The following is a 19,648-nucleotide window of genomic DNA, read 5'->3' as shown; positions in this document are numbered from 1 at the left end:
TAAAGGCATCCTAAAGTTTTAGACTACAATACACATAGTGTTATATTTATACTCGCAAACAACAAAACACTTACCAAAAAAATGAACTTTAAAACAAGTTTTTTATCCCTACTCACATTAGTATTATGTATTTCTGCAACCGCTCAAGACCTTACTTTCGAGGAGTACAACCCAATATCAACTTTAGTCGTTCCAGGAAAAATTATCAAGCGTGCTAAGTTTCCATTTATAGATGTTCACGGGCACCAATACCGTATGCCAACGCAGAATTTGGCACCTGTAATTGCAGCGATGGATACGCTTAATATGGGCTTGATGGTAAATTTAAGTGGACGTACGGGAGCGGATTTACAAAAATCTGTAGCAAATATAAAGGCTAATTACCCAAAGCGTTTTGTAGTATTTGCGAATATCGGATTTAATAATAATGTAGGCAAAGCGGGTTGGATCGAAGCTACAGTAGCACAACTGGAGCAAGATGTAAAAAACGGAGCCAGAGGTTTAAAAATATATAAAGGTTTAGGATTAAGAGATAGAGATGTTAACGGAAAACGTGTCGCGGTAGACGACCCTCGATTAGATCCTATTTGGGCAAAATGTGGCGAATTAGGCATTCCTGTATTAATTCACTCGGCAGATCCAAAATCGTTTTGGGATGATTTTGATGGTGATAACGAACGTTGGCTAGAATTAAAAACAAGACCAGGAAGAAAGCGTGGACCTAATAACCCAGTACCTTGGGAGCAAATTATCCAGGAACAACACAATATGTTTAAAAAACATCGCAACACTACATTTATCAATGCACATATGGGATGGTATGCCAATAATTTAGGAAAACTAAGTCAGTTATTAGATGCAATGCCAAATATGAATGTAGGTATTGGAGCGATCATCGCAGAATTAGGGCGTCAACCACGATTTGCAAAAGCCTTTTTTATAAAATATCAAGACCGTATTTTATTCGGGAAAGACAGCTGGAAACCTGAAGAATTTCCAACCTATTTTAGAGTATTAGAAAGTGATGACGAATATTTTCCATACCATAAAAAATACCATGCGTTTTGGCCAATGTACGGATTAGACCTACCAGATAATGTACTTAAAAAAGTATACTATAAAAATGCATTACGCATTATACCTGGATTAGATAAGAGTTTATTTCCTAATTAGGAAATGTTCCTGTTTGTAGGAGTAAAGCAGTACCAGAAATGGTGCTGCTTTTTTATTATACCGAATTTATACTGAACTTGTTTCAGTACCCTTAATTAAGCCCCAAAAATACATTTCGAATTTATATACAAGAGCAACTTATTTAAGCTGCTCTTTTTCTTTGTAAGAATAAGATGTACGTAAGGTTACGTATTGTATAGGTGAGAAATTTAATATAGGTTTATGATCGCAATTGATTATATAAAAGATATATAGTTAATAACTATATCCAATTGTTGGCAACAAGCTAAAAAACTAAATGGAAAAAAAATTGAAATGTTTCATCTCTTCGTCACATAATGTTGACACATCATATATCAAGAATATTCTTGCCGAAAATGGCGTGGATACTTTTGACCTATATGATTTTTCTATTGGAGATTCAATACAACAAATCCTAAAAAGGAAAATCAAGGAAGCTGACTTCGCGATATTTATTATTACTGACAATAATCCGAACGTGTTATATGAAATGGGTGTTTGTGAAGGGCTTGGAAAACAACACTTCATTCTACTTGATAAAGATTTAAAAATTCCATTTTACATTGAGAATAAGCTATTTATAAGAACTGATGTAAATGATTTTGAATTTACAAGAAACTCAATTTTAAAATTGCTCATTGACATTAAGAAAAAACCCAAAACATATTATTCAAAGCAAAAAGATAAATTAAAGAGAACAATAGAACACTATACTGAAACAAAAATTCAATTAAGAGATATTCTTCCAGAAATTCAAGATTTGAGGCACTTCTCTAGCGACACTGAAAATGGTGCAAGTCTGGCTCGAAAGAGTTTTAGAATGGAAGATATTACTGCTAGAATTTTTAACATTCTTAGAATAAATTTTGTTGAGAATAAAACGAATAAAGACAAAGGAATTGATTTCGCCTTATGGAATGATAATTTAGGTAAAGTATTAGGTAATCCGATAATTGTTGAACTTAAATATGGTAGTTTAAATAGTGCTAGACTTCAAAATGCAGAAAATCAAATTAGAAGGTATATAGAGGTTTCAGACGCCAAAGTTGGAATTCTACTATACATTGATAGAGAAAATAAAAGACATAAAATTAAAACTTCACTTTATCCTTTAATAATTAGTTACGATTTAGAAGATTTCGTGAATGAACTAATAGAAAACTCATTTGAGTCTTTGCTGTTAAATCAAAGAAACAAAATAGCACACGGACTTGAATAATGGCAATATATTCACGAATAAAAATAATACGTCTATTAAGAGAGTCTGACAATGCTCCAACCAATGCTGTTAAAGGTGCAAAATTGGAAGAATTAGTTCGATATATCTTTTGCAAAGTGCCAAATGTTACGCATTACGCTTCTAATGTTTTAGATGATAGAAGAGCTCATGAACTTGACGTTATTTTCAATAATGATACAAGAAATTCTGACCTTTATTTTTTGGATTATGCAATCATAACTGAATGCAAAAACACTGGAACACCAGTCAGTAGTGCACAAGTTGGATGGTTTATTAGAAAGCTTCAACAAAGGTTTGCAACGACAGGAATAATAATTTCTTTGAGCGGAATTACTGGAGCAAGTGACGGAGTGAGTAGTGCACACAGTGAAATTATTAATGCACTGACCAGTGACAATATCCGAATTTTGGTAATTAATCGAGAAGATATTCTAGCATTTAGAAATACAGACGATTTGGTACAATTACTTCAAAGAAAGATAATGAAATTGACAATAAATAGAACAATTGAATAAAAGCCAGTTGCCAACAATGTGTATAATTCATGCTTCACTCTAACTTTAATTAAAAATTATATCTTTAAACCAACATCTGATTTACAGCTGAATCTGACTAACGTCTGATTCCGCACAAATCATACACGAACACGTTATGAGTAAGCAAAAAATAAACATTGATTAAAATAGTAATAATAGGAATTATAGTATTTGTTTGTGGAATTGGAATTTCACTCTATTCTGACTCCTTTTTTCGAGAGCAAATTCAGAACGTTTTTCAATTGACGACTTCGAATGGAGTTAATTTTATTGGAAAAAATTTTCATCTTTTCAATACAAACTTTTATTATATGAGTTTTGGAATTGCATTTCTGATTTTCTCACTTGCAAACTCGAAAAATAGTTTAAAAAAGATTATTAAAAACTTAATTATTACCGCCTTAATTTTTATAGTATTGGCATTTGGAATTTCTGCAATTGATGCGAATTTGAAATTAGCTCAATGCACAGCTTGTGATAATGGAATTTTGAAATTAAATTGGAATGGAATAAATTATGGACTGATTTTAGGTGTAAGTATAGTATTATCGATTATTCCGAGTCTGATATTTATATTTAGAAATTGGAAAAAGTTAATACATAATAACTAATATATAACTAGTTTTATATATTGTATTTGATGAGAAAACTAATTTTATTCATACCGATTTTTATAATAACAGGAACTTTATTGCTGTTTCTGTTTGACCCACCTTTTAAATGTAAATTGGAATTTGAAAATCACACTATTGAATACGACTGGCGGATTTTTAACAATGATTTTTGCAATTACAGAACTCACGACCATTGTGCGGACAATGAATTTAATAAATACAATGCAGAAATAGAGTTGTTAAATAAACTAGCTGAATCTTATGATGGACAAAAAGTAATTGAAAATAGATTAATGGAAGTAGTGAATCAATTACCTATGTACAAGCGGATTTATTCTAATTTGACCAAATCATCGGAATTGAAAGTCGATTCTATAATTAAATATAGGGAAGAGATATTTCAAAGAATATGGATTGAATAAAAAATTACACACAACAATGATTATAATTAATTATTCAATCTTATGTGTACTCAGAAAATCCTATCGAACTCCTATGACTTGTTTTTTAATTATAATTAATAAAACTAGCCATATACAAACTCGTTAGGTACAATCCAACAAAACGTCTAAAACACTTTAAAAAAACCGAATTAATAGTATATTGCCAGCCTATTTAAGAGTGAAAATTATGCAAGACAATACAACGCTTACCTATATAAAAGATATTATCAATAATATGCCAGCAGACTGGCTAAACCTAACTACGCATCGGCTAGATATTTATGATGAAGCTTTGGCTAAAACCCAATTTTTAGAGCAGTTTGAAACCTTATTTAATAGCAACAATTCTCAATCGACAGCACTTAATGAATTACCTACGGCGTTCGATTATATCCGATTAGGACACCCCTTATCTTGTGTACTAGAATGGGTAGTTGCGAAGTTAAATAATATAAACGCAGATAACGTTATTAGTTTTTCATCAAAAACGGTTCCTGTATTAGCAGTTTTAAGGCAAAACTTACTAGCTAATAAAAACACCCAAATCGCTTATACTGGCAACTTGCCTGACTCTTTTGATACGGATGTTATAAAGAGTGTCTACGGATATACATTTGAATTAAAGAAAGTTGAAAACGTTGGTGAGATTCCAAAATTTAATGGTAGTACTGTTTTTATTTCAGAACAAGATGATGTTTGTAATTTTCAACTGACTCCAAATGTTGATTTTTTTATTAATACCAACACACAATTAGGAAGTGTTGTATTAGTAAATGGAAAACAAAATGAGAGTTATATTTCAGAAATTCAGCATGTAAGAAGACGAGAGACCATTGCAATGACACCAGCCAATACGCTTGTGGCTTTAAAAAATCTTTTAGAGCAACCTTCTGTTGATACTAACAATAATAATGTAGAGGCTAACAAAACAAGTGTTTTAAATTCCATTGCAGATATTACAGGTACAAATATAAAAGCATTAGTAGGCTCTAGCGGACTATCTATACAATATGCAATTGTGATGGGACTAGTTCACGATGCACTAGAAAAGCATAAAGGAAAAGCTATTAAAATTATAGTGCCTCCAAATTGTTATGGTGGAACCAATGATCAGGCTAGACGTGTTGCTGCTTGTAGCGATACTATTGAAGTTATGGATTTACCTGTTGATGGTGGCCAGGATATGGTACAAAGTATCGATACCGTTTTAAATAAAATTGCCGAAGAAGATGCTGTACCATACATTATTGCAGAGATTCCAACCAACCCAAGGGTTGAAGTTCCGGATCTTATAAAATTAAAAGAAGTTTTAAGTAAAGAACGCAAAACTAAGGATGGAAATATTGCTATCGATCCGGTGTTTATTTTGGATCAAACATTTTGCCCTAATGTACACTTTTTAGGAGAAAACGAAATACTCTCTACGGTTAGAACCATTGCATATGTGAGCGGCTCTAAATTCCCGAGTGGGGGACGATGTACTGCAGGCTATTGTACAGCCAATAAAAAAGCCGAGGCTTTGATGGAGAACATAGAATTGCATCTAAGGCTTTGCGATAATGAAGCTACTGATCTTCAAATGGAAATATTAGCGGAACAATTACCTTCAATGAATCAAAGAATTCAAGATGCTTATACTTATACACGAGAATTTGTAAACTTTATCAATGATACCTTACCAGATGCGAAAATCAATTTTGTTTCGGAAGCATTAGCAAAAGAAGGGTTTACACCATCTGTATTTTCTTTAGACCTCCCTACCAAAGGGAACACTGAAGAAGAAAGAGAAACTTATAAAAGAGCATCAAATCTGAAGTTAATCAATTTAATGATTAACGAAGTTCCTGACGAAAGTAAGTTCTGTGTAAGCTACGGGCAGTTAAAAGGATGTTATTGGACGATCCCTGCAACTTCTACTCAAGGTACAACAAAAGAAGGCGATAAAGATTATATTGTTCGTGTAGCATTGTCTTCGAATATGGATTTAGAATTGCATAAAAAGGTCTTTACAGATTTTGTCGAGCAAATTTAGTTCAACCTTATAGGGAAGAGTAAAGCGACTGATTTATTTTTCTATTGATTAAGTGAAGTTTTATGAATTAAAAATCATTCAATAAATGTATTTTATATGTATTTTGAATGATTTTTCATACATTGTAAAATATAAATTAATTATTTTTTTGTATATTTGAATGATTATTAATGCACTAATGATTAATAAATATACTTATGAGTGATAATTCATACAGTGAGTGGGCTTCAATGAGCGACAAATCATTATCGGAAACCATAGGTAAGTTTGTAAAACATCATCGTTTATTACAAAATAAATCACAAACTAATGTTTCGGAAGCCGCAGGAATTAGCCGTTCAACACTAAGCCTTTTAGAGCGTGGTGAAAATATAGCCTTAAAGAGCTTGATGCAAGTATTACGCGTTTTAGATTTACTCTATATTATGGATATGTTTACGGTAACAGAAGAGATAAGCCCAATTGCTTATGCAAAATTGCAAAAACAAAAACGACAACGGGCGAGAAGTAAACCAAAAGATGCAACCTCAAAAGATGATCTAGGATGGTAGATGTTGCAGAAATAAAGCTATGGGGGCAAATGGTAGGAGCCGTACGTTGGGATGCGAACAGGCAATTAGCCATCTTTCAGTATGATCCACAATTTTTAAGTAAGGGCTATGATCTCTCACCAATTAAAATGCCCATTGCTAACGGAGATCGTATTTATAGCTTTCCAGAGCTCCGTAAAGGAAAAGATGAAGAAATTGCAACTTTTAAAGGCTTACCAGGTCTATTAGCAGATACTTTACCTGATCGTTACGGAAATCAACTGATTAATATTTGGCTTGCACAAAATGGTAGGCCACCCAATAGTATGAATCCTGTTGAACAATTGAGTTTTATTGGTTCTCGTGGAATGGGTGCCTTAGAATTTGAACCCACACAACTAAAACCAAGCCAGCAAACTTTTTCTATAGAGATTAAAAGTTTGGTAGAAGTTGCACAGCAAATGCTGTTTAACAGAGAAGGTTTTACAACCAACTTGCATAAGGAGCAGCGAAAAGCAATGCAAGAAATCCTTAAAATAGGAACTTCTGCTGGTGGTGCACGACCTAAAGCAGTAATTGCATACAATAGAAAGAGTGGAGAAGTGCGTTCTGGACAAACCAAAGTGCCTAAAGGTTTTGAGCATTGGATGATTAAACTCGATGGTGTAAGCGATGCACAGTTTGGAGTGAGTCATGGTTACGGACGTGTGGAATATGCGTATTATTTAATGGCTAAAGATTGTGGTTTAGAGATGATGGACTGTGAGTTATTAGAAGAGCATAAACGTGCTCATTTTATGACCAAGCGTTTTGATCGTGACGACAATAATGTGAAACACCATATACAAACCTTTTGTGGGATGCAACACTTTGATTATAATAACTTGTACGCTTATAGTTACGAGCAATTGTTTCAAACTATGCGCATCCTTAAAATGAGCTACCCTGAAGCCGAACAGATGTTTAGGCGTATGGTATTTAATGTGATGTCTACCAATTATGATGACCATACCAAAAACTTTTCATTTAGATTGAAGCAGGGGAGTAAATGGGAATTATCACCAGCTTATGATGTCTGCTATTCTTATGATCCTACCAATGTTTGGGTGAATCAGCACACGCTAAGTATTAATGGAAAACATAAAAAGATAACCAAAGCTGATTTGATGCATCTTGCAAAAATGAATAGCATTAAAAAAGGGGAGAAGATTATTGAAGAGATTAAAACAGTAGTGAGCCGTTGGCCAGAGTATGCCAATCAAGTAAAAGTATCGTCCACTTTAAAAAATAGAATTACTGAAAACCTATGGGCCTTACAGTTTGAAAATTAACGTCATTATGAAGCTTGTTCTGAACTTGTTTTAGGAACGAACAAAGTAATCTTTTTAAAGAGAGCTCTAAATTGACAGATAGCTTCACTAATGTTCGCAATGACGGTTTAATTTATAATTTAAGTAATAAGAAATATGAAAATTGAATATACTATAGAAGAACAAGATTTTATTGATTTCCAATTGTTTACATCCTCAAAATCTGAGCAAGTAAAACGAAGCAGAAAACGAAGCTGGGTTATTTTATTAGTACTATTTATATTTTTAAGCGCTAATACATATTTTAAAGGAGAGACTAACTCGGCAATTTACTTTGCAATGTTCGGAACTTTAATTTTAGCATTTTACCCCAAGTTTTTAAATTGGAAATATAAGCGGTATTATCAAAAGTTTGTAAGAACAAATTATGCAAATAGATTCGGTCAACTAGAAACTTTAGAGATCACTCCTGAGTTTATACTCTCAAAAGATAGTGTTAGTGAAGGAAAAGTAAATATTTCTGAAATTGAGAATATTAGTGAAACTCAAAATCATTTCTTTTTAAAAGTATCTACAGGTGTTTCTTTAATAATTCCGAAACATAGAATTGAAAATTCTGAGTATTTAAAAAAAGAGTTTGAGAACTTGAATGTTTCAATAATTGACGAGACCGATTGGAGTTGGAGTTAAAACTATAGAATGTCATTACGAGGAGTGAGCGACAAAGTAATATTTCTAAATGAAGCTCTAAAATTAGTAGATTGCTTCACTATGTTCGCAATGACGATTTAATTTTATATTTTTAATTGAAATTGTCATTCCGTACTTGATACGGAATCAATCCATAAATATAGATTCTACGTCGTAGTATAGAATGACAAAATATTAAATGATACATTATGGAGTTTAAAATTCACGACCATTATACGCATGATGACAGACTATTCTTATTGGTAGAAATCATTATTACCGCCATTTGTATGTTTATTCCTTTCATCCTGTTTGCGGTAGATGGGCAAATAAGACCGAGTATTAGTGCTTATGTAGATATGAAAGACAGTTATATTTTTGGACTACTCTTTGGGATTGCTGGAATGACCTTCGCTCTTAATGGTGCCTTGTATTTTAAAGTAGAAAGTGATGAGAAACGTCATCCAGAATTAAAAGAACTCTCCACTTTAAGTGAAACCATATATAACAAAAAGAAAATAGGGAAGTGGTATAACCTGATATTTGGATTGGCATTGATTGGTGTTGCAATATTTCATTATCAACGTACTGAATTATCGAGTATTTTACACATTGCATTCGCCGTTATCTTTTTTGTAGGGAGTGCTATCGTTATCTTTTTTGTTCATGATCCACGTGACCGCTGGAAAAGTAGAGTTCTTGCTGTTGGCTCATTAGCTTGTTTAGCCGTTGCCTTTTTTACAGATGGAGAAGTTATTTCGATATTCTTTGCAGAGACCATAGGACTCATCATTATAGCAATTCATTATATATTAGAATCGTATCGTATTTGTTTGAAATTTAAAAATTGAATGAAAAGGTTGGTATTTAAAAAACAAAAAGATTATTGGAAACTACCAATCGGAATCATCATTATTATTCTTGCAGCATTAGCTCCACTTTGGATAGGGATGGTAGGAGCAACAATAACAGAGTTTATAACTGGAAATCAATGTAATGAAGGGAATTGTTTTTGGGGAGTACTTCCTTGGCTAATGATGGCTACAATCCCTATAGGAGCTATTATTTTAGTTGTATTTTTAATAATAGCATTGATAGACTTTATCAAAATAAGATCTAATAAATCAGTTAATCAATAATAGCAGAATATTCTCAATTTTTTAATGCCATTACAAGGCTTGCTCTGAACTTGTTTCAGGAACAGACGAAGTAATCTGTTTAAATAATAGTAAGATTCATCATACAGTAATGAGTTGATCCTTTTTAACTTTGATATAACCATGGATGACAGAATTAGAAAAACACTAGATTATATTGAAAATCACTTGAGTGAGTCACTTAGCTTAGATCAATTAGCTGCTGTTTCTTGTCTTTCTAGATCACAATTTCATCGCCTTTTTAAAGAAGAAACTCAAAGAACGCCTTTTAAGTTTATTGAAGAAATTAAAATGAATAAGGCGTATCAGTTACTTACAGATGAGAATCGTCTTGTCACAGAATTGGCAAGTAACTTGGGGTATAATGATTACGAAACATTTTCGAGAGCGTTTAAAAAATACTTTCACCTTTCTCCAGACGATTTAAAAGCAATTTCTAATAAAGTTAATGCTACTATGGAAGCGAATGATAAAACAATACTATTAACTTTTAATGAAAAACTTTCTGAAGATGAGCTTTTAAAAAAATTAAATGAGATCGCTCAGGATAATAATATCATCGAAGAAGATCTTAAAAATGCTAAGATTTTTAAAATCGCTCAAAAAACAAATTCTAATACTTTCAAGAAAATTATTAAAAACAAATTTGAGATGACTGAGGCAAAACAAATCTGGAAATCATTACTTAATAAGGCTTAAAACGTGTTTTATGGAATTCAATTTTATATATACAGCACTTGTATTTTTAATAGCAATAGTATACCCTATCTATGCTATACTAATGGGTGGAAAGGATAAAGAATTCCTGCTTAATAATCCAGAGAAGAAAGTACATGCTTATAAAACTACGGCATTAATACAAGTGGTGTTGTGCTTTATAATTCTCGTTGGGTTAATTTATAACAATGATGGTTTAAGTTTAATTGGACTTTCGTTTATAACGAACTTACTTTGGATGACTGCTTTAATAATTTCTGTATTCATAGGTTTTTGGATTATAAATAAAATGAAAATACCTGTTTCCAAAAGAGAGTCATTGAAACCGAAGTTTGATGATGTTATTTACATTATTCCAACTACATTAAGAGAATATAAATGGGCAATTATAATATCTGTAATTGTCGGAACTTTAGAAGAAATTATTTTTAGAGGCTTTTTATTTTGGCAACTAAACCATCATATGCATTTTATTATAGCAATAATTACCACCAATGTTATTTTTGGCTTATGCCATTATGGTACAGGCCTAAAAAATGCTTTAAATACACTGTATTTAGGAACCTTTTGTTCTGTGTTATATATGGTAACAGATTCGCTTTGGCTACCAATTTTCGTGCATATTCTTGTAGATATACATGCATCAACATTATCAAAAAAAATATTTATAGATGATAAAAAAAGCGAATCCTTATAGCTTTACAATGTAATATTTCTGTGTTTATATTTTAGTTTAGTAGCTCTTCAATAATAAAAACAGATGAAATAATTCCAATAATCAACCAAGATCTTTTTGTTGGAGCATATTTTTCTCGAAAAGGTTTAGTTACCAAACAAATTAACAAATTAACAAAATAGCAAATAATAACGGTATGATTATTATTAATAGAAGATTTGGTTTATCATCATTAACCTCAATATAAAAAGTAAATATTCCAGAAACTATTTTAATAGACCAAAAGGAAACACCAATTATCCAACCTGATAATTTGCTTCTGAGTAATAATATTCCAGAAATAATACAAAGCAATGATAAAAAAATTGGTAATAGAAAATTACTTATAAGCTTATAAATAGATATTTGTTCCCAAGTAAAATTATCAAAAGTTATTTTAAGAAATTTATTAATTGTAGGTAGAATAATAACTAGAATAACTATACCAAAAATAATCTGTAACAGACTAATAATGATTTCTAGTACCCTCCAATTCTTATTCATAAAATAAGTTTCTTACAACGGAATGTTCCCGTGCTTCCGACTCGGTTTAGTAACTTCTTTGTTTTCTAACATCGCAAACCCTTTAATTAATTTTCTTCTAGTATCTTTTGGTAAGATCACTTCATCAATAAAACCACGTTCTGCAGCACTATATGGATTTGCAAATAAATCGGCATACTCTGCTTCTTTCTCTTTCCATTTTGCTTCTGGATCTTCAGCAGATTGGATATCGCGTTTAAAAATGATCTCGGCTGCTCCTTTAGCTCCCATTACCGCAATCTCTGCACTAGGCCAAGCAAAATTCATATCGGCACCAATATGTTTAGAATTCATTACATCGTAAGCACCACCATAAGCTTTACGAGTAATTACTGTAATTCTTGGTACAGTTGCTTCACTCAACGCATATAGTAATTTAGCTCCGTGAATGATAATTCCATTCCATTCTTGATCTGTACCTGGTAAAAATCCTGGTACATCTTCTAATACTAATAATGGGATATTAAAACAATCGCAGAAACGAACAAAACGCGCTGCTTTTTTAGAACTATTTACATCGAGTACACCAGCTAAAAATAGAGGCTGATTGGCAACAATACCAATACTGCGGCCACCGAGACGTGCAAAACCTACAATTATATTTTCTGCATAATCCTTATGGATTTCATAAAACGAATCGTCATCAATAATTCCAGAAATTACCTCATGCATATCATAAGGTTTATTCGCATTATCAGGAATAATAGAAGATAGATTATCTCTAACTTCATCCGATAACTCGTAAGGTAAATGCTTAGGTGTTTCTTTATTACTTTGTGGTAAATAACTCAATAGAGATTTTACATCTTCTAAACACTCTACATCATTAGCAGAAGTAATATGTGCTACTCCTGATTTTGTTGAGTGTGTACTAGCACCTCCCAATTCTTCAGAAGTTACTTCTTCATTGGTTACTGTTTTTACAACATTAGGTCCAGTAACAAACATATAACTAGTGTCTTCTACCATAACCGTAAAATCAGTCATTGCAGGAGAATACACTGCACCACCAGCACAAGGACCCATAATAGCAGAAATTTGCGGAATCACACCAGAAGCCTGAACGTTTTTATAAAAGATATCTGCATATCCACCTAACGAGCGCACACCTTCTTGAATACGCGCACCTCCAGAATCATTTAACCCTATTAAAGGTGCTCCAACCTTAAGAGCTAAATCCATTATTTTACAGATTTTTTCTGCATGAGTTTCGGATAGCGAGCCTCCAAAAACGGTGAAATCCTGAGCAAATACATAAATCAAACGCCCGTTAACAGTACCATAGCCTGTAACCACACCATCTCCATAAAAGACTTGTTTTTCCATTCCGAAGTCTTTAGTACGATGTGTTACTAAAGCACCAATTTCTTCAAAAGAACCGTCATCTAATAAATAATTAACACGCTCTCTTGCCGTTAATTTTTTCTTTTGGTGCTGTTTTTCTATACGGGATTCCCCACCACCTAAATAGGCTTGAGATAGTTTTTCGTTAAGGTTATTTATTTTGGATTCCATAATCTGTACTTTAATATTTTTTCATTCTGCGCCGCGACGTAGAATTTATGTTTATATGCTTTTGGATTCCACATTAAATGCGGAATGACACAACTTATTCAATAGGTAAACGCAACACTTTTTGATCTTCTAAATATTGCTTTACGGCAACAAGAGCTGCTATTTTAGCATCCTCTTCTTGTTTTGTTTTTAAACTATCCGGAGAATAGTATTTTTTCACGAAATGTGTATCAAAATTACCAGAGGTAAATGCATCGTGCTCGCATACAAATTTCCCGAATGGTAATGTAGTTTGTATACCTTCTATTTTATAGTTATCGATAGCTCGCTTCATTAATTGAATAGCTTCTTCTCGTGTGTCCCCATAAGTAATAAGTTTAGAAAGCATAGGGTCGTAATAGATAGGAATATCCATTCCTTCTTCAAATCCGTTATCGACACGTATTCCTTCTCCAACAGGTAATTGATAAGTGTCTAAATGACCTACACTAGGTAAGAAATCGTTTAAAGGATCTTCTGCATAAACACGTAACTCTAAAGCGTGTCCTTGTATTTTTAAATCACTTTGCTGGATTGTTAATGCTTCGCCACGAGCTACTCGTATCTGTAATTCAACCAGATCTACTCCAGAAATAATCTCAGTAACAGGATGTTCTACTTGGAGACGTGTATTCATTTCTAAGAAATAGAAATTATGATTTTCATCTAATAAGAATTCTACTGTACCAGCTCCTAAATAATCACAAGCTTTTGCCACTTTTATAGCGGCATTACCCATTGTTTCTCTTAATTGAGGTGTTAATACTGTTGATGGTGCTTCTTCAACTACTTTTTGATGACGACGCTGGATACTGCATTCTCTTTCGAATAAGTGAATTATATTACCATGTGCATCTGCCATAACCTGAATTTCGATATGACGTGGTGACGCCACATATTTTTCGATAAATACCGAACCGTCTCCAAAAGCAGAAGTCGCTTCACTAATAGCGCGATTCATTTGCGACTCTAGATCAGCTTCTTTTTCTACCACACGCATTCCTTTTCCACCACCACCAGCAGAAGCTTTGATTAAAATAGGAAAACCTATATCTTTAGCAATACTTTTGGCTTTCTCTACATCTGTAATAGCTTCATCAATACCAGGTACCATAGGAATATCATAAGCTTTTACAGCATCTTTAGCGGCAAGCTTACTTCCCATAACTTTAATGGCTTTTGATTTTGGACCTATAAAAATAATATTGTTTTGTTCTACTTCTTCAGCAAAATCAGCATTTTCACTTAAAAACCCATACCCAGGGTGGATGGCATCAACTTGAAGTTCTTTAGCCATCTTAATAATTTTAGAACCTAATAAATAAGATTCGTTAGATGGTGCTTTACCTATACAAATAGCTTCATCTGCATATTTTACATGAGGTGCATTTCTATCAATTTCAGAAAAAACAGCTACTGTTTTAATCCCCATCTTTTTTGCAGTACGCATCACACGAATTGCAATTTCTCCTCTGTTTGCTACTAATATTTTTTTCATCTTCTTATTCAAACTCGATTAGTAATTGATTTTTCTCTACAGCATCTCCTTTATTGATCGCAATAGATTTAATAACACCATCCCTTGGAGAGATAATACTATTTTCCATTTTCATTGCTTCAAGAATCAATAGCGGATCGTTTTCTTGAATCTCCTGACCTGCGCTTACAGACACCTCTAAAATAAGCCCAGGCATAGGTGCCTTAATATCATTTACTTGTTTGCCAGCTCCAACCTCAAAGCCCATTTCTTTAATAAGTTGATCTAACTGATTGGTAATGACAACTTCATGTTTAGCACCATTAACCAGAATGGTATAGGTGCGTTTATTATAATTAACAGAAATAATCTCAGCTTTATAAGAACTGTTATTGTGAAGAATATGATAATTAGAATCATCAACCTGTACACTATCTAAATCTTTAAGATCAGATTCTGATACTTCAAATTCAAATGAATTATTGACTTTAGTTTTATATGTTTCACTCATAAGAGGGTGTTTTTAAAGATTGCAAATATAAAGAATATCTACACTTTTAAATTTTAAAATTAGAATTCTTCTGATGGATTTTCATCGCTTTGTAAGAGAGGATAATACCTATAATTAATGAGATAAATGCACCTATAGAGAGTCCTGGAATAAAATCGATAAATAAGAAAAAATCGTAAGCACCATGGAATATGACTGCCAGTAATAGCCCTAACAAATTTAATTGAAAACGATTTTTGGAGAACTTTGCTTTACCCATAAAATATCCCATTAAAATAGCAAATGTAGCATGAGCAGGAATAGCAGTAAAAGCTCTTAATAAAGCAACTTCATATCCGCCACCGCTTAGTACATACAAAATATTTTCTGTGGCAGCAAAACCCATCGAAACCATTACAGCATAGACGATACCATCAAAAGGTTCGTTAAAATCTTTTTTAGGTTGTGCAAAGTATCGCACAATAATATATTTACTAAATTCTTCAGTAAATGCAACAACTAAAAAAGCTTTAGTAAACTGCTCAAAAATACTGTGTTTATCTTTTAAAATTATAATGTTATCAAATACTAAAATAGAGATTAGCATAGTAAGAATAACACTTACTACTGCTCCTAAAAGGAAATTGTAAAACATAAACCGTTTACATTCCTTTTCGTGTTTGTCCATCATATAAATATATATGATAACAATTAACACAGGTAATATAGCTGCTGCGGTTAATAAATAGGTCATAAAATAACGCCTTAGAAAAGCCTCAAATTAATGAGGCTTATTTTCTTTTTTACTTAGTCGAAATAACTAAACGTATCTCCATCTTTTATTTGTAACAAGGTTTCATAAATCATACGAATTACATTCTCAACATCATCTTTATGAACAGTCTCCACTGTAGTATGCATATAACGTAATGGTAACGAGATTAATGCACTGGCAACACCACCATTACTATAAGCAAAAGCATCGGTGTCTGTACCTGTAGCTCTAGATAAAGCTGCTCTTTGGAATGGTATTTTTTTACTTTCGGCTGTTTCGGTAATTAAATCACGTAATTTTTGTTGCACAGCTGGAGCATAAGCTACTACCGGACCTTTACCAATCTCGGCATGACCTTGTATTTTTTGATTGATCATTGGAGTAGTAGTATCATGAGTTACATCGGTCACGATCGCTACATTAGGTTTAATAGTTTCTGTAATCATTTGTGCGCCACGTAATCCAATTTCTTCTTGTACCGAATTGGTTATGTATAACCCAAAAGGTAATTTGTCTTTATTGTCGTGTATTAAACGTGCAACTTCAGCAATCATAAATCCTCCCATACGATTATCTAAAGCACGGCATACAAAATTGGTTTTATTTAAAATATGAAACTCATCAGGATAGGTAATCACACAACCCACATGAACGCCTAATTTTTCAACTTCTTCTTTAGTTTTACATCCTGTGTCTATAAAAATATTATCTGGTTTAGGTGGCTCTTCTTTTGCACGATTACGCGTGTGTATGGCTGGCCATCCAAATACTCCTTTTACAATACCCTTTTTAGTGTGAATATTCACTACTTTACTTGGTGCGATTTGGTGGTCACTACCACCGTTTCTAATCACATAAATTAAACCGTTATCAGAAATATAGTTAACATACCAAGAAATTTCATCGGCATGACCTTCGATTACTACTTTATATTTAGCTTTTGGGTTTATAACACCTACCGCTGTACCATAAGTATCTGTAATAAATTCATCAACATAAGGTTTTAAATAATCCATCCATATTTTTTGCCCATCCCATTCATAACCGGTAGGCGCTGCATTATTTAAGTATTTTTCTAAAAAAGCCATCGACTTTTTATTAAGAATCTTCTTTTTTGCCATTCGTTTTAATTTTTGCCTAAAATAACAATATTCACATTAATTTTACTGTTAGCATAGAGTTAATTAGTAATTTTGAAATGATTTTTGAGTCTAATTAGAAGTAATGAAAAACATTATCTATATTTTACTTTTATTCCCGATATATCTTTTTTCTCAAGTAAAAGAGAAAAATAAAGATTCGTTGGCGACTCATTATATTATTATTGAAGGAGATTCTATTCCTGAAAAGGCTATAAACTTAGATGAAGTTATTATTCTTCCAAAACTTAAATTTGATAATAAAGAAGCACGTAGACGTTATTATATATTACGACGAAAGACACTTAAAGTCTACCCTTATGCAAAATTAGCCGCCGAACGTTTAGAAATTATGAATGATAGCATGGTGTATTTAACCAAGCGTCGTCATCAAAAAAAATATGCTAAAAAAGTTCAGAAATTTATTGAAGAAGAATTTGCAGACGAATTAAAAAAACTCACCCGTACTGAAGGACAAATACTTATAAAATTAATCCACCGCCAGACAGGAAGTACGGCATTTAAACTTATAAAAGAACTCAGAAACGGATGGCGCGCATTTTGGTTTAACAACACCGCCAAATTATTTAAGATCTCTTTAAAACGAGAATTTGATCCAACCAATGTTGAAGAGGATTATTTAATTGAAGATATCTTACTACGTAATTTTCAGAGTGGTCGATTAGAATATCAAAAACCTGCAGTAGAGTTTGATTTTTATGACCTTACTGATAAATGGTTAAGGCCATCACAAATAGATGCTGATGCGGACTCAAACTAAGCGTGAAGAATCTCTTAATGTACTAACACATGGTTTAGGAGCAATATTAAGTGTTATTGGTTTTATACTACTTATTAATGCAAATACTTATAAAACATCGTGGAGTACGTTTAGTATTGTTGTGTACGGACTTTCCATGATTATATTATTTACAGCTTCTACCTTATATCACTATGTAGAAGGTGAACGAAAAAAACATTATTTCAAGGTTGTAGATCATATTAGTATTTACTTATTAATAGCAGGAACCTACACTCCCGTAACACTAATTATTTTAGAGCAAAGTTTGGGGTGGACCTTGTTTTATATAGTTTGGGGAATAGCTGCTTTTGGTACTATTTTAAAACTTTTTTTTACAGGGCGATTTAATGTATTCTCCACACTACTGTATTTAGTAATGGGGTGGCTTATTGTTTTTGATTATACAAATGTGGCAGATGCCCTGGGAACAAAAGGTGTTTACTTGCTTTTTGGTGCTGGTATTTTTTATACTATAGGGATTGTATTTTATGCAATCGAAAAGATACCTTATAATCATGTGATCTGGCATTTATTTGTTTTAGGGGGTGCGATCTGTCATTTTTTAATGATGCTCTGGTACGTGATTTAACCTTTGATCACATCTTTATACTCTTCAAAAAAATGTTCAAAAGCTGTCATTGTAACATTAAAGAATTCCATAGTTGTTTGCCAGGTATTTTTATTATGGATGGACACCTTTTCATTTAAAGGAACATAAACTCTGGATATTTCTTTTCCATTATCCAGATAATGCTCTTCTTCAAAAATAGCTTCAGGTAAATAATCGTTTAATAAAATAGTTTTAAGAGCGATTAATTTTTCCCAATGATCGATACGATTTTCTAAATCATCTTCTAGGTCTAAAGCCACCAAAGCTTTTTTTGTATCGAAATAAAATTTAAAGGATAGTCCTTTTATTTTAGTATTATATAATATCCATTTGCGAGGAAACGATTTTCCAAAACTTGTCCAAAAGGTTTCACGTAGTAATCGAGATTCTTCTTTAGAAAACATTTATATAAAATATGCACAGGCAATAGCTAAACTAATCACCAGAACCTTCATTAAGTTAAATTTATGACCTTCACTACTTTCAAATAAAATAGTGGTAGAAATATGTAAAAAGATACCGATAACTATTGCATTAAAATAGCTGATATAATTAGTTAAAAATGAAATATTATGCGAGAGAATAGTCCCCAAAGGCGTCATTATCGCAAACAATACTAAGAACCCTATGATTTGAACGGTTTTAAACCCAGATTGTATTAAAAATGTAGTAACTAAAATGGCGATAGGTATTTTATGTACCAAAATTCCATAAACCATATCATTATCTTCGTGTATAGGAAACCCTTCTAAAAAAGAATGTACACATAAACTAATAAATAACAACCATGGAAAAACCTTTCCGTTCTTCTGAATATGCATATGCCCATGTTCGGCACCTTTTGATAAAAACTCTAATAGAATTTGTACTAAAATACCGAGCATTATAAATAGCCCTGTAGCTTTAGCATCTAGATTGGAATACACTTCGGGTAATAATTCAAAAACAGTGATCGATAATAAAAAGGCTCCGCTAAAGGCCAATAAAAATTTAATGTTCTTAATCGTTCTTTCTTTAGTGATCCAAACGACTACATAACCAAAAAGTACAGCGTATATAGGGAGTAAATAGGTGTTCATA

At 32.4% G+C, this 19,648-nt stretch carries 23 protein-coding genes; 15 read left to right on the top strand and 8 right to left on the bottom strand.

What is annotated here, in order from left to right:
* The first annotated feature begins 81 nt into the window (after positions 1 to 81).
* The 13 genes from D1817_10405 (at position 82) to D1817_10345 (ending at position 11,160) form a co-directional block, all read left to right on the top strand.
* Positions 82 to 1,173: an amidohydrolase gene (locus tag D1817_10405; protein ID AXT20274.1), complete on the top strand. Its 1,092-nt coding sequence runs from the start codon at positions 82 to 84 to the stop codon at positions 1,171 to 1,173.
* A 298-nt stretch (positions 1,174 to 1,471) separates the two neighbouring features.
* Positions 1,472 to 2,413: a hypothetical protein gene (locus D1817_10400; protein ID AXT20273.1), complete on the top strand. Its 942-nt coding sequence runs from the start codon at positions 1,472 to 1,474 to the stop codon at positions 2,411 to 2,413.
* Entirely contained in the window at positions 2,413 to 2,949 is a 537-nt protein-coding gene (locus D1817_10395) for a hypothetical protein (GenBank protein ID AXT20272.1), read from the top strand. The genes D1817_10400 and D1817_10395 overlap by 1 nt, the downstream gene beginning before the upstream one ends.
* A gap of 332 nt (positions 2,950 to 3,281) precedes the next feature.
* A complete protein-coding gene (locus tag D1817_10390; protein ID AXT20271.1) occupies positions 3,282 to 3,581 on the top strand; it encodes a hypothetical protein in 300 nt (99 codons plus the stop codon).
* A 29-nt stretch (positions 3,582 to 3,610) separates the two neighbouring features.
* Positions 3,611 to 4,006: a hypothetical protein gene (locus D1817_10385; GenBank protein ID AXT20270.1), complete on the top strand. Its 396-nt coding sequence runs from the start codon at positions 3,611 to 3,613 to the stop codon at positions 4,004 to 4,006.
* Positions 4,007 to 4,214: 208 nt separating this feature from the next.
* On the top strand, positions 4,215 to 6,059 hold the full coding sequence (locus D1817_10380; GenBank protein ID AXT20269.1) for a cystathionine beta-synthase: 1,845 nt from the start codon (positions 4,215 to 4,217) through the stop codon (positions 6,057 to 6,059).
* A gap of 197 nt (positions 6,060 to 6,256) precedes the next feature.
* On the top strand, positions 6,257 to 6,610 hold the full coding sequence (locus D1817_10375) for an XRE family transcriptional regulator (GenBank protein ID AXT20268.1): 354 nt from the start codon (positions 6,257 to 6,259) through the stop codon (positions 6,608 to 6,610).
* On the top strand, positions 6,604 to 7,920 hold the full coding sequence (locus D1817_10370) for a type II toxin-antitoxin system HipA family toxin (protein AXT20267.1): 1,317 nt from the start codon (positions 6,604 to 6,606) through the stop codon (positions 7,918 to 7,920). Before D1817_10375 ends, D1817_10370 begins: the two co-directional genes overlap by 7 nt.
* Before the next feature lie 135 nt (positions 7,921 to 8,055).
* On the top strand, positions 8,056 to 8,589 hold the full coding sequence (locus tag D1817_10365) for a hypothetical protein (protein ID AXT20266.1): 534 nt from the start codon (positions 8,056 to 8,058) through the stop codon (positions 8,587 to 8,589).
* A 290-nt stretch (positions 8,590 to 8,879) separates the two neighbouring features.
* Complete coding sequence (locus D1817_10360; GenBank protein ID AXT20265.1) at positions 8,880 to 9,440, top strand: hypothetical protein; 561 nt, start codon at positions 8,880 to 8,882, stop codon at positions 9,438 to 9,440.
* Positions 9,441 to 9,728, top strand: a complete 288-nt coding sequence (locus D1817_10355) for a hypothetical protein (GenBank protein AXT20264.1) — start codon at positions 9,441 to 9,443, stop codon at positions 9,726 to 9,728.
* A 141-nt stretch (positions 9,729 to 9,869) separates the two neighbouring features.
* Positions 9,870 to 10,445, top strand: coding sequence for a helix-turn-helix domain-containing protein (locus D1817_10350; GenBank protein AXT20263.1), 576 nt, complete (start codon positions 9,870 to 9,872; stop codon positions 10,443 to 10,445).
* A 10-nt stretch (positions 10,446 to 10,455) separates the two neighbouring features.
* Positions 10,456 to 11,160: a CPBP family intramembrane metalloprotease gene (locus tag D1817_10345; GenBank protein ID AXT20262.1), complete on the top strand. Its 705-nt coding sequence runs from the start codon at positions 10,456 to 10,458 to the stop codon at positions 11,158 to 11,160.
* Positions 11,161 to 11,301: 141 nt separating this feature from the next.
* Here the strand turns inward: D1817_10345 and D1817_10340 are convergent, their stop codons facing one another.
* The 6 genes from D1817_10340 to D1817_10315 all read right to left on the bottom strand — a co-directional run bounded on the left by D1817_10340 (position 11,302) and on the right by D1817_10315 (position 17,138).
* A complete protein-coding gene (locus D1817_10340; protein AXT20261.1) occupies positions 11,302 to 11,682 on the bottom strand; it encodes a hypothetical protein in 381 nt (126 codons plus the stop codon).
* A gap of 12 nt (positions 11,683 to 11,694) precedes the next feature.
* Positions 11,695 to 13,236, bottom strand: coding sequence for an acyl-CoA carboxylase subunit beta (locus D1817_10335; protein ID AXT20260.1), 1,542 nt, complete (start codon positions 13,234 to 13,236; stop codon positions 11,695 to 11,697).
* A 94-nt stretch (positions 13,237 to 13,330) separates the two neighbouring features.
* Positions 13,331 to 14,773: an acetyl-CoA carboxylase biotin carboxylase subunit gene (accC, locus tag D1817_10330; protein AXT20259.1), complete on the bottom strand. Its 1,443-nt coding sequence runs from the start codon at positions 14,771 to 14,773 to the stop codon at positions 13,331 to 13,333.
* 4 nt (positions 14,774 to 14,777) lie between these two features.
* Entirely contained in the window at positions 14,778 to 15,263 is a 486-nt protein-coding gene (locus tag D1817_10325) for an acetyl-CoA carboxylase biotin carboxyl carrier protein subunit (GenBank protein ID AXT20258.1), read from the bottom strand.
* A 46-nt stretch (positions 15,264 to 15,309) separates the two neighbouring features.
* Complete coding sequence (locus tag D1817_10320) at positions 15,310 to 15,996, bottom strand: protease PrsW (GenBank protein ID AXT20257.1); 687 nt, start codon at positions 15,994 to 15,996, stop codon at positions 15,310 to 15,312.
* Between the two features lie 53 nt (positions 15,997 to 16,049).
* Positions 16,050 to 17,138: a M42 family peptidase gene (locus D1817_10315; protein AXT20256.1), complete on the bottom strand. Its 1,089-nt coding sequence runs from the start codon at positions 17,136 to 17,138 to the stop codon at positions 16,050 to 16,052.
* Positions 17,139 to 17,241: 103 nt separating this feature from the next.
* On the opposite strand from D1817_10315, the gene D1817_10310 reads away from it, so the two are divergent.
* Positions 17,242 to 17,937 (top strand): DUF4294 domain-containing protein, encoded by a 696-nt coding sequence (locus D1817_10310; GenBank protein ID AXT20255.1) that lies wholly within the window; start codon positions 17,242 to 17,244, stop codon positions 17,935 to 17,937.
* Positions 17,921 to 18,547 (top strand): hemolysin III family protein, encoded by a 627-nt coding sequence (locus D1817_10305; protein AXT20254.1) that lies wholly within the window; start codon positions 17,921 to 17,923, stop codon positions 18,545 to 18,547. Before D1817_10310 ends, D1817_10305 begins: the two co-directional genes overlap by 17 nt.
* On the opposite strand, the gene D1817_10300 is transcribed toward D1817_10305, so the two are convergent.
* The gene (locus tag D1817_10300) at positions 18,544 to 18,972 is read right to left on the bottom strand and encodes a DUF4268 domain-containing protein (protein ID AXT20253.1); all 429 of its coding nucleotides are present in this window, start codon (positions 18,970 to 18,972) and stop codon (positions 18,544 to 18,546) included. The two genes, D1817_10305 and D1817_10300, sit on opposite strands and share 4 nt — an antisense overlap.
* Positions 18,973 to 19,647 carry a ZIP family metal transporter gene (locus tag D1817_10295; protein ID AXT20252.1) on the bottom strand — a complete coding sequence of 225 codons (675 nt, stop codon included), beginning with the start codon at positions 19,645 to 19,647 and terminating at the stop codon, positions 18,973 to 18,975.
* Position 19,648 lies beyond the last annotated feature (1 nt).

The sequence above is a fragment of the Flavobacteriaceae bacterium genome, from assembly GCA_003443635.1.
GTDB lineage: Bacteria > Bacteroidota > Bacteroidia > Flavobacteriales > Flavobacteriaceae > AU392.
This window is presented reverse-complemented; position numbering and strand designations above follow the sequence as displayed.

Bases quoted from the DNA above. Each gene is read 5' to 3' on its own strand.
- D1817_10405 (AXT20274.1), top strand. From the start codon at position 82: ATGAACTTTAAAACAAGTTTTTTATCCCTACTCACATTAGTATTATGT.
- D1817_10400 (AXT20273.1), top strand. From the start codon at position 1,472: ATGGAAAAAAAATTGAAATGTTTCATCTCTTCGTCACATAATGTTGAC.
- D1817_10395 (AXT20272.1), top strand. From the start codon at position 2,413: ATGGCAATATATTCACGAATAAAAATAATACGTCTATTAAGAGAGTCT.
- D1817_10390 (AXT20271.1), top strand. From the start codon at position 3,282: ATGAGTTTTGGAATTGCATTTCTGATTTTCTCACTTGCAAACTCGAAA.
- D1817_10385 (AXT20270.1), top strand. From the start codon at position 3,611: ATGAGAAAACTAATTTTATTCATACCGATTTTTATAATAACAGGAACT.
- D1817_10380 (AXT20269.1), top strand. From the start codon at position 4,215: ATGCAAGACAATACAACGCTTACCTATATAAAAGATATTATCAATAAT.
- D1817_10375 (AXT20268.1), top strand. From the start codon at position 6,257: ATGAGTGATAATTCATACAGTGAGTGGGCTTCAATGAGCGACAAATCA.
- D1817_10370 (AXT20267.1), top strand. From the start codon at position 6,604: ATGGTAGATGTTGCAGAAATAAAGCTATGGGGGCAAATGGTAGGAGCC.
- D1817_10365 (AXT20266.1), top strand. From the start codon at position 8,056: ATGAAAATTGAATATACTATAGAAGAACAAGATTTTATTGATTTCCAA.
- D1817_10360 (AXT20265.1), top strand. From the start codon at position 8,880: ATGTTTATTCCTTTCATCCTGTTTGCGGTAGATGGGCAAATAAGACCG.
- D1817_10355 (AXT20264.1), top strand. From the start codon at position 9,441: ATGAAAAGGTTGGTATTTAAAAAACAAAAAGATTATTGGAAACTACCA.
- D1817_10350 (AXT20263.1), top strand. From the start codon at position 9,870: ATGGATGACAGAATTAGAAAAACACTAGATTATATTGAAAATCACTTG.
- D1817_10345 (AXT20262.1), top strand. From the start codon at position 10,456: ATGGAATTCAATTTTATATATACAGCACTTGTATTTTTAATAGCAATA.
- D1817_10340 (AXT20261.1), bottom strand. From the start codon at position 11,682: ATGAATAAGAATTGGAGGGTACTAGAAATCATTATTAGTCTGTTACAG.
- D1817_10335 (AXT20260.1), bottom strand. From the start codon at position 13,236: ATGGAATCCAAAATAAATAACCTTAACGAAAAACTATCTCAAGCCTAT.
- accC (AXT20259.1), bottom strand. From the start codon at position 14,773: ATGAAAAAAATATTAGTAGCAAACAGAGGAGAAATTGCAATTCGTGTG.
- D1817_10325 (AXT20258.1), bottom strand. From the start codon at position 15,263: ATGAGTGAAACATATAAAACTAAAGTCAATAATTCATTTGAATTTGAA.
- D1817_10320 (AXT20257.1), bottom strand. From the start codon at position 15,996: ATGACCTATTTATTAACCGCAGCAGCTATATTACCTGTGTTAATTGTT.
- D1817_10315 (AXT20256.1), bottom strand. From the start codon at position 17,138: ATGGCAAAAAAGAAGATTCTTAATAAAAAGTCGATGGCTTTTTTAGAA.
- D1817_10310 (AXT20255.1), top strand. From the start codon at position 17,242: ATGAAAAACATTATCTATATTTTACTTTTATTCCCGATATATCTTTTT.
- D1817_10305 (AXT20254.1), top strand. From the start codon at position 17,921: ATGCGGACTCAAACTAAGCGTGAAGAATCTCTTAATGTACTAACACAT.
- D1817_10300 (AXT20253.1), bottom strand. From the start codon at position 18,972: ATGTTTTCTAAAGAAGAATCTCGATTACTACGTGAAACCTTTTGGACA.
- D1817_10295 (AXT20252.1), bottom strand. From the start codon at position 19,647: ATGAACACCTATTTACTCCCTATATACGCTGTACTTTTTGGTTATGTA.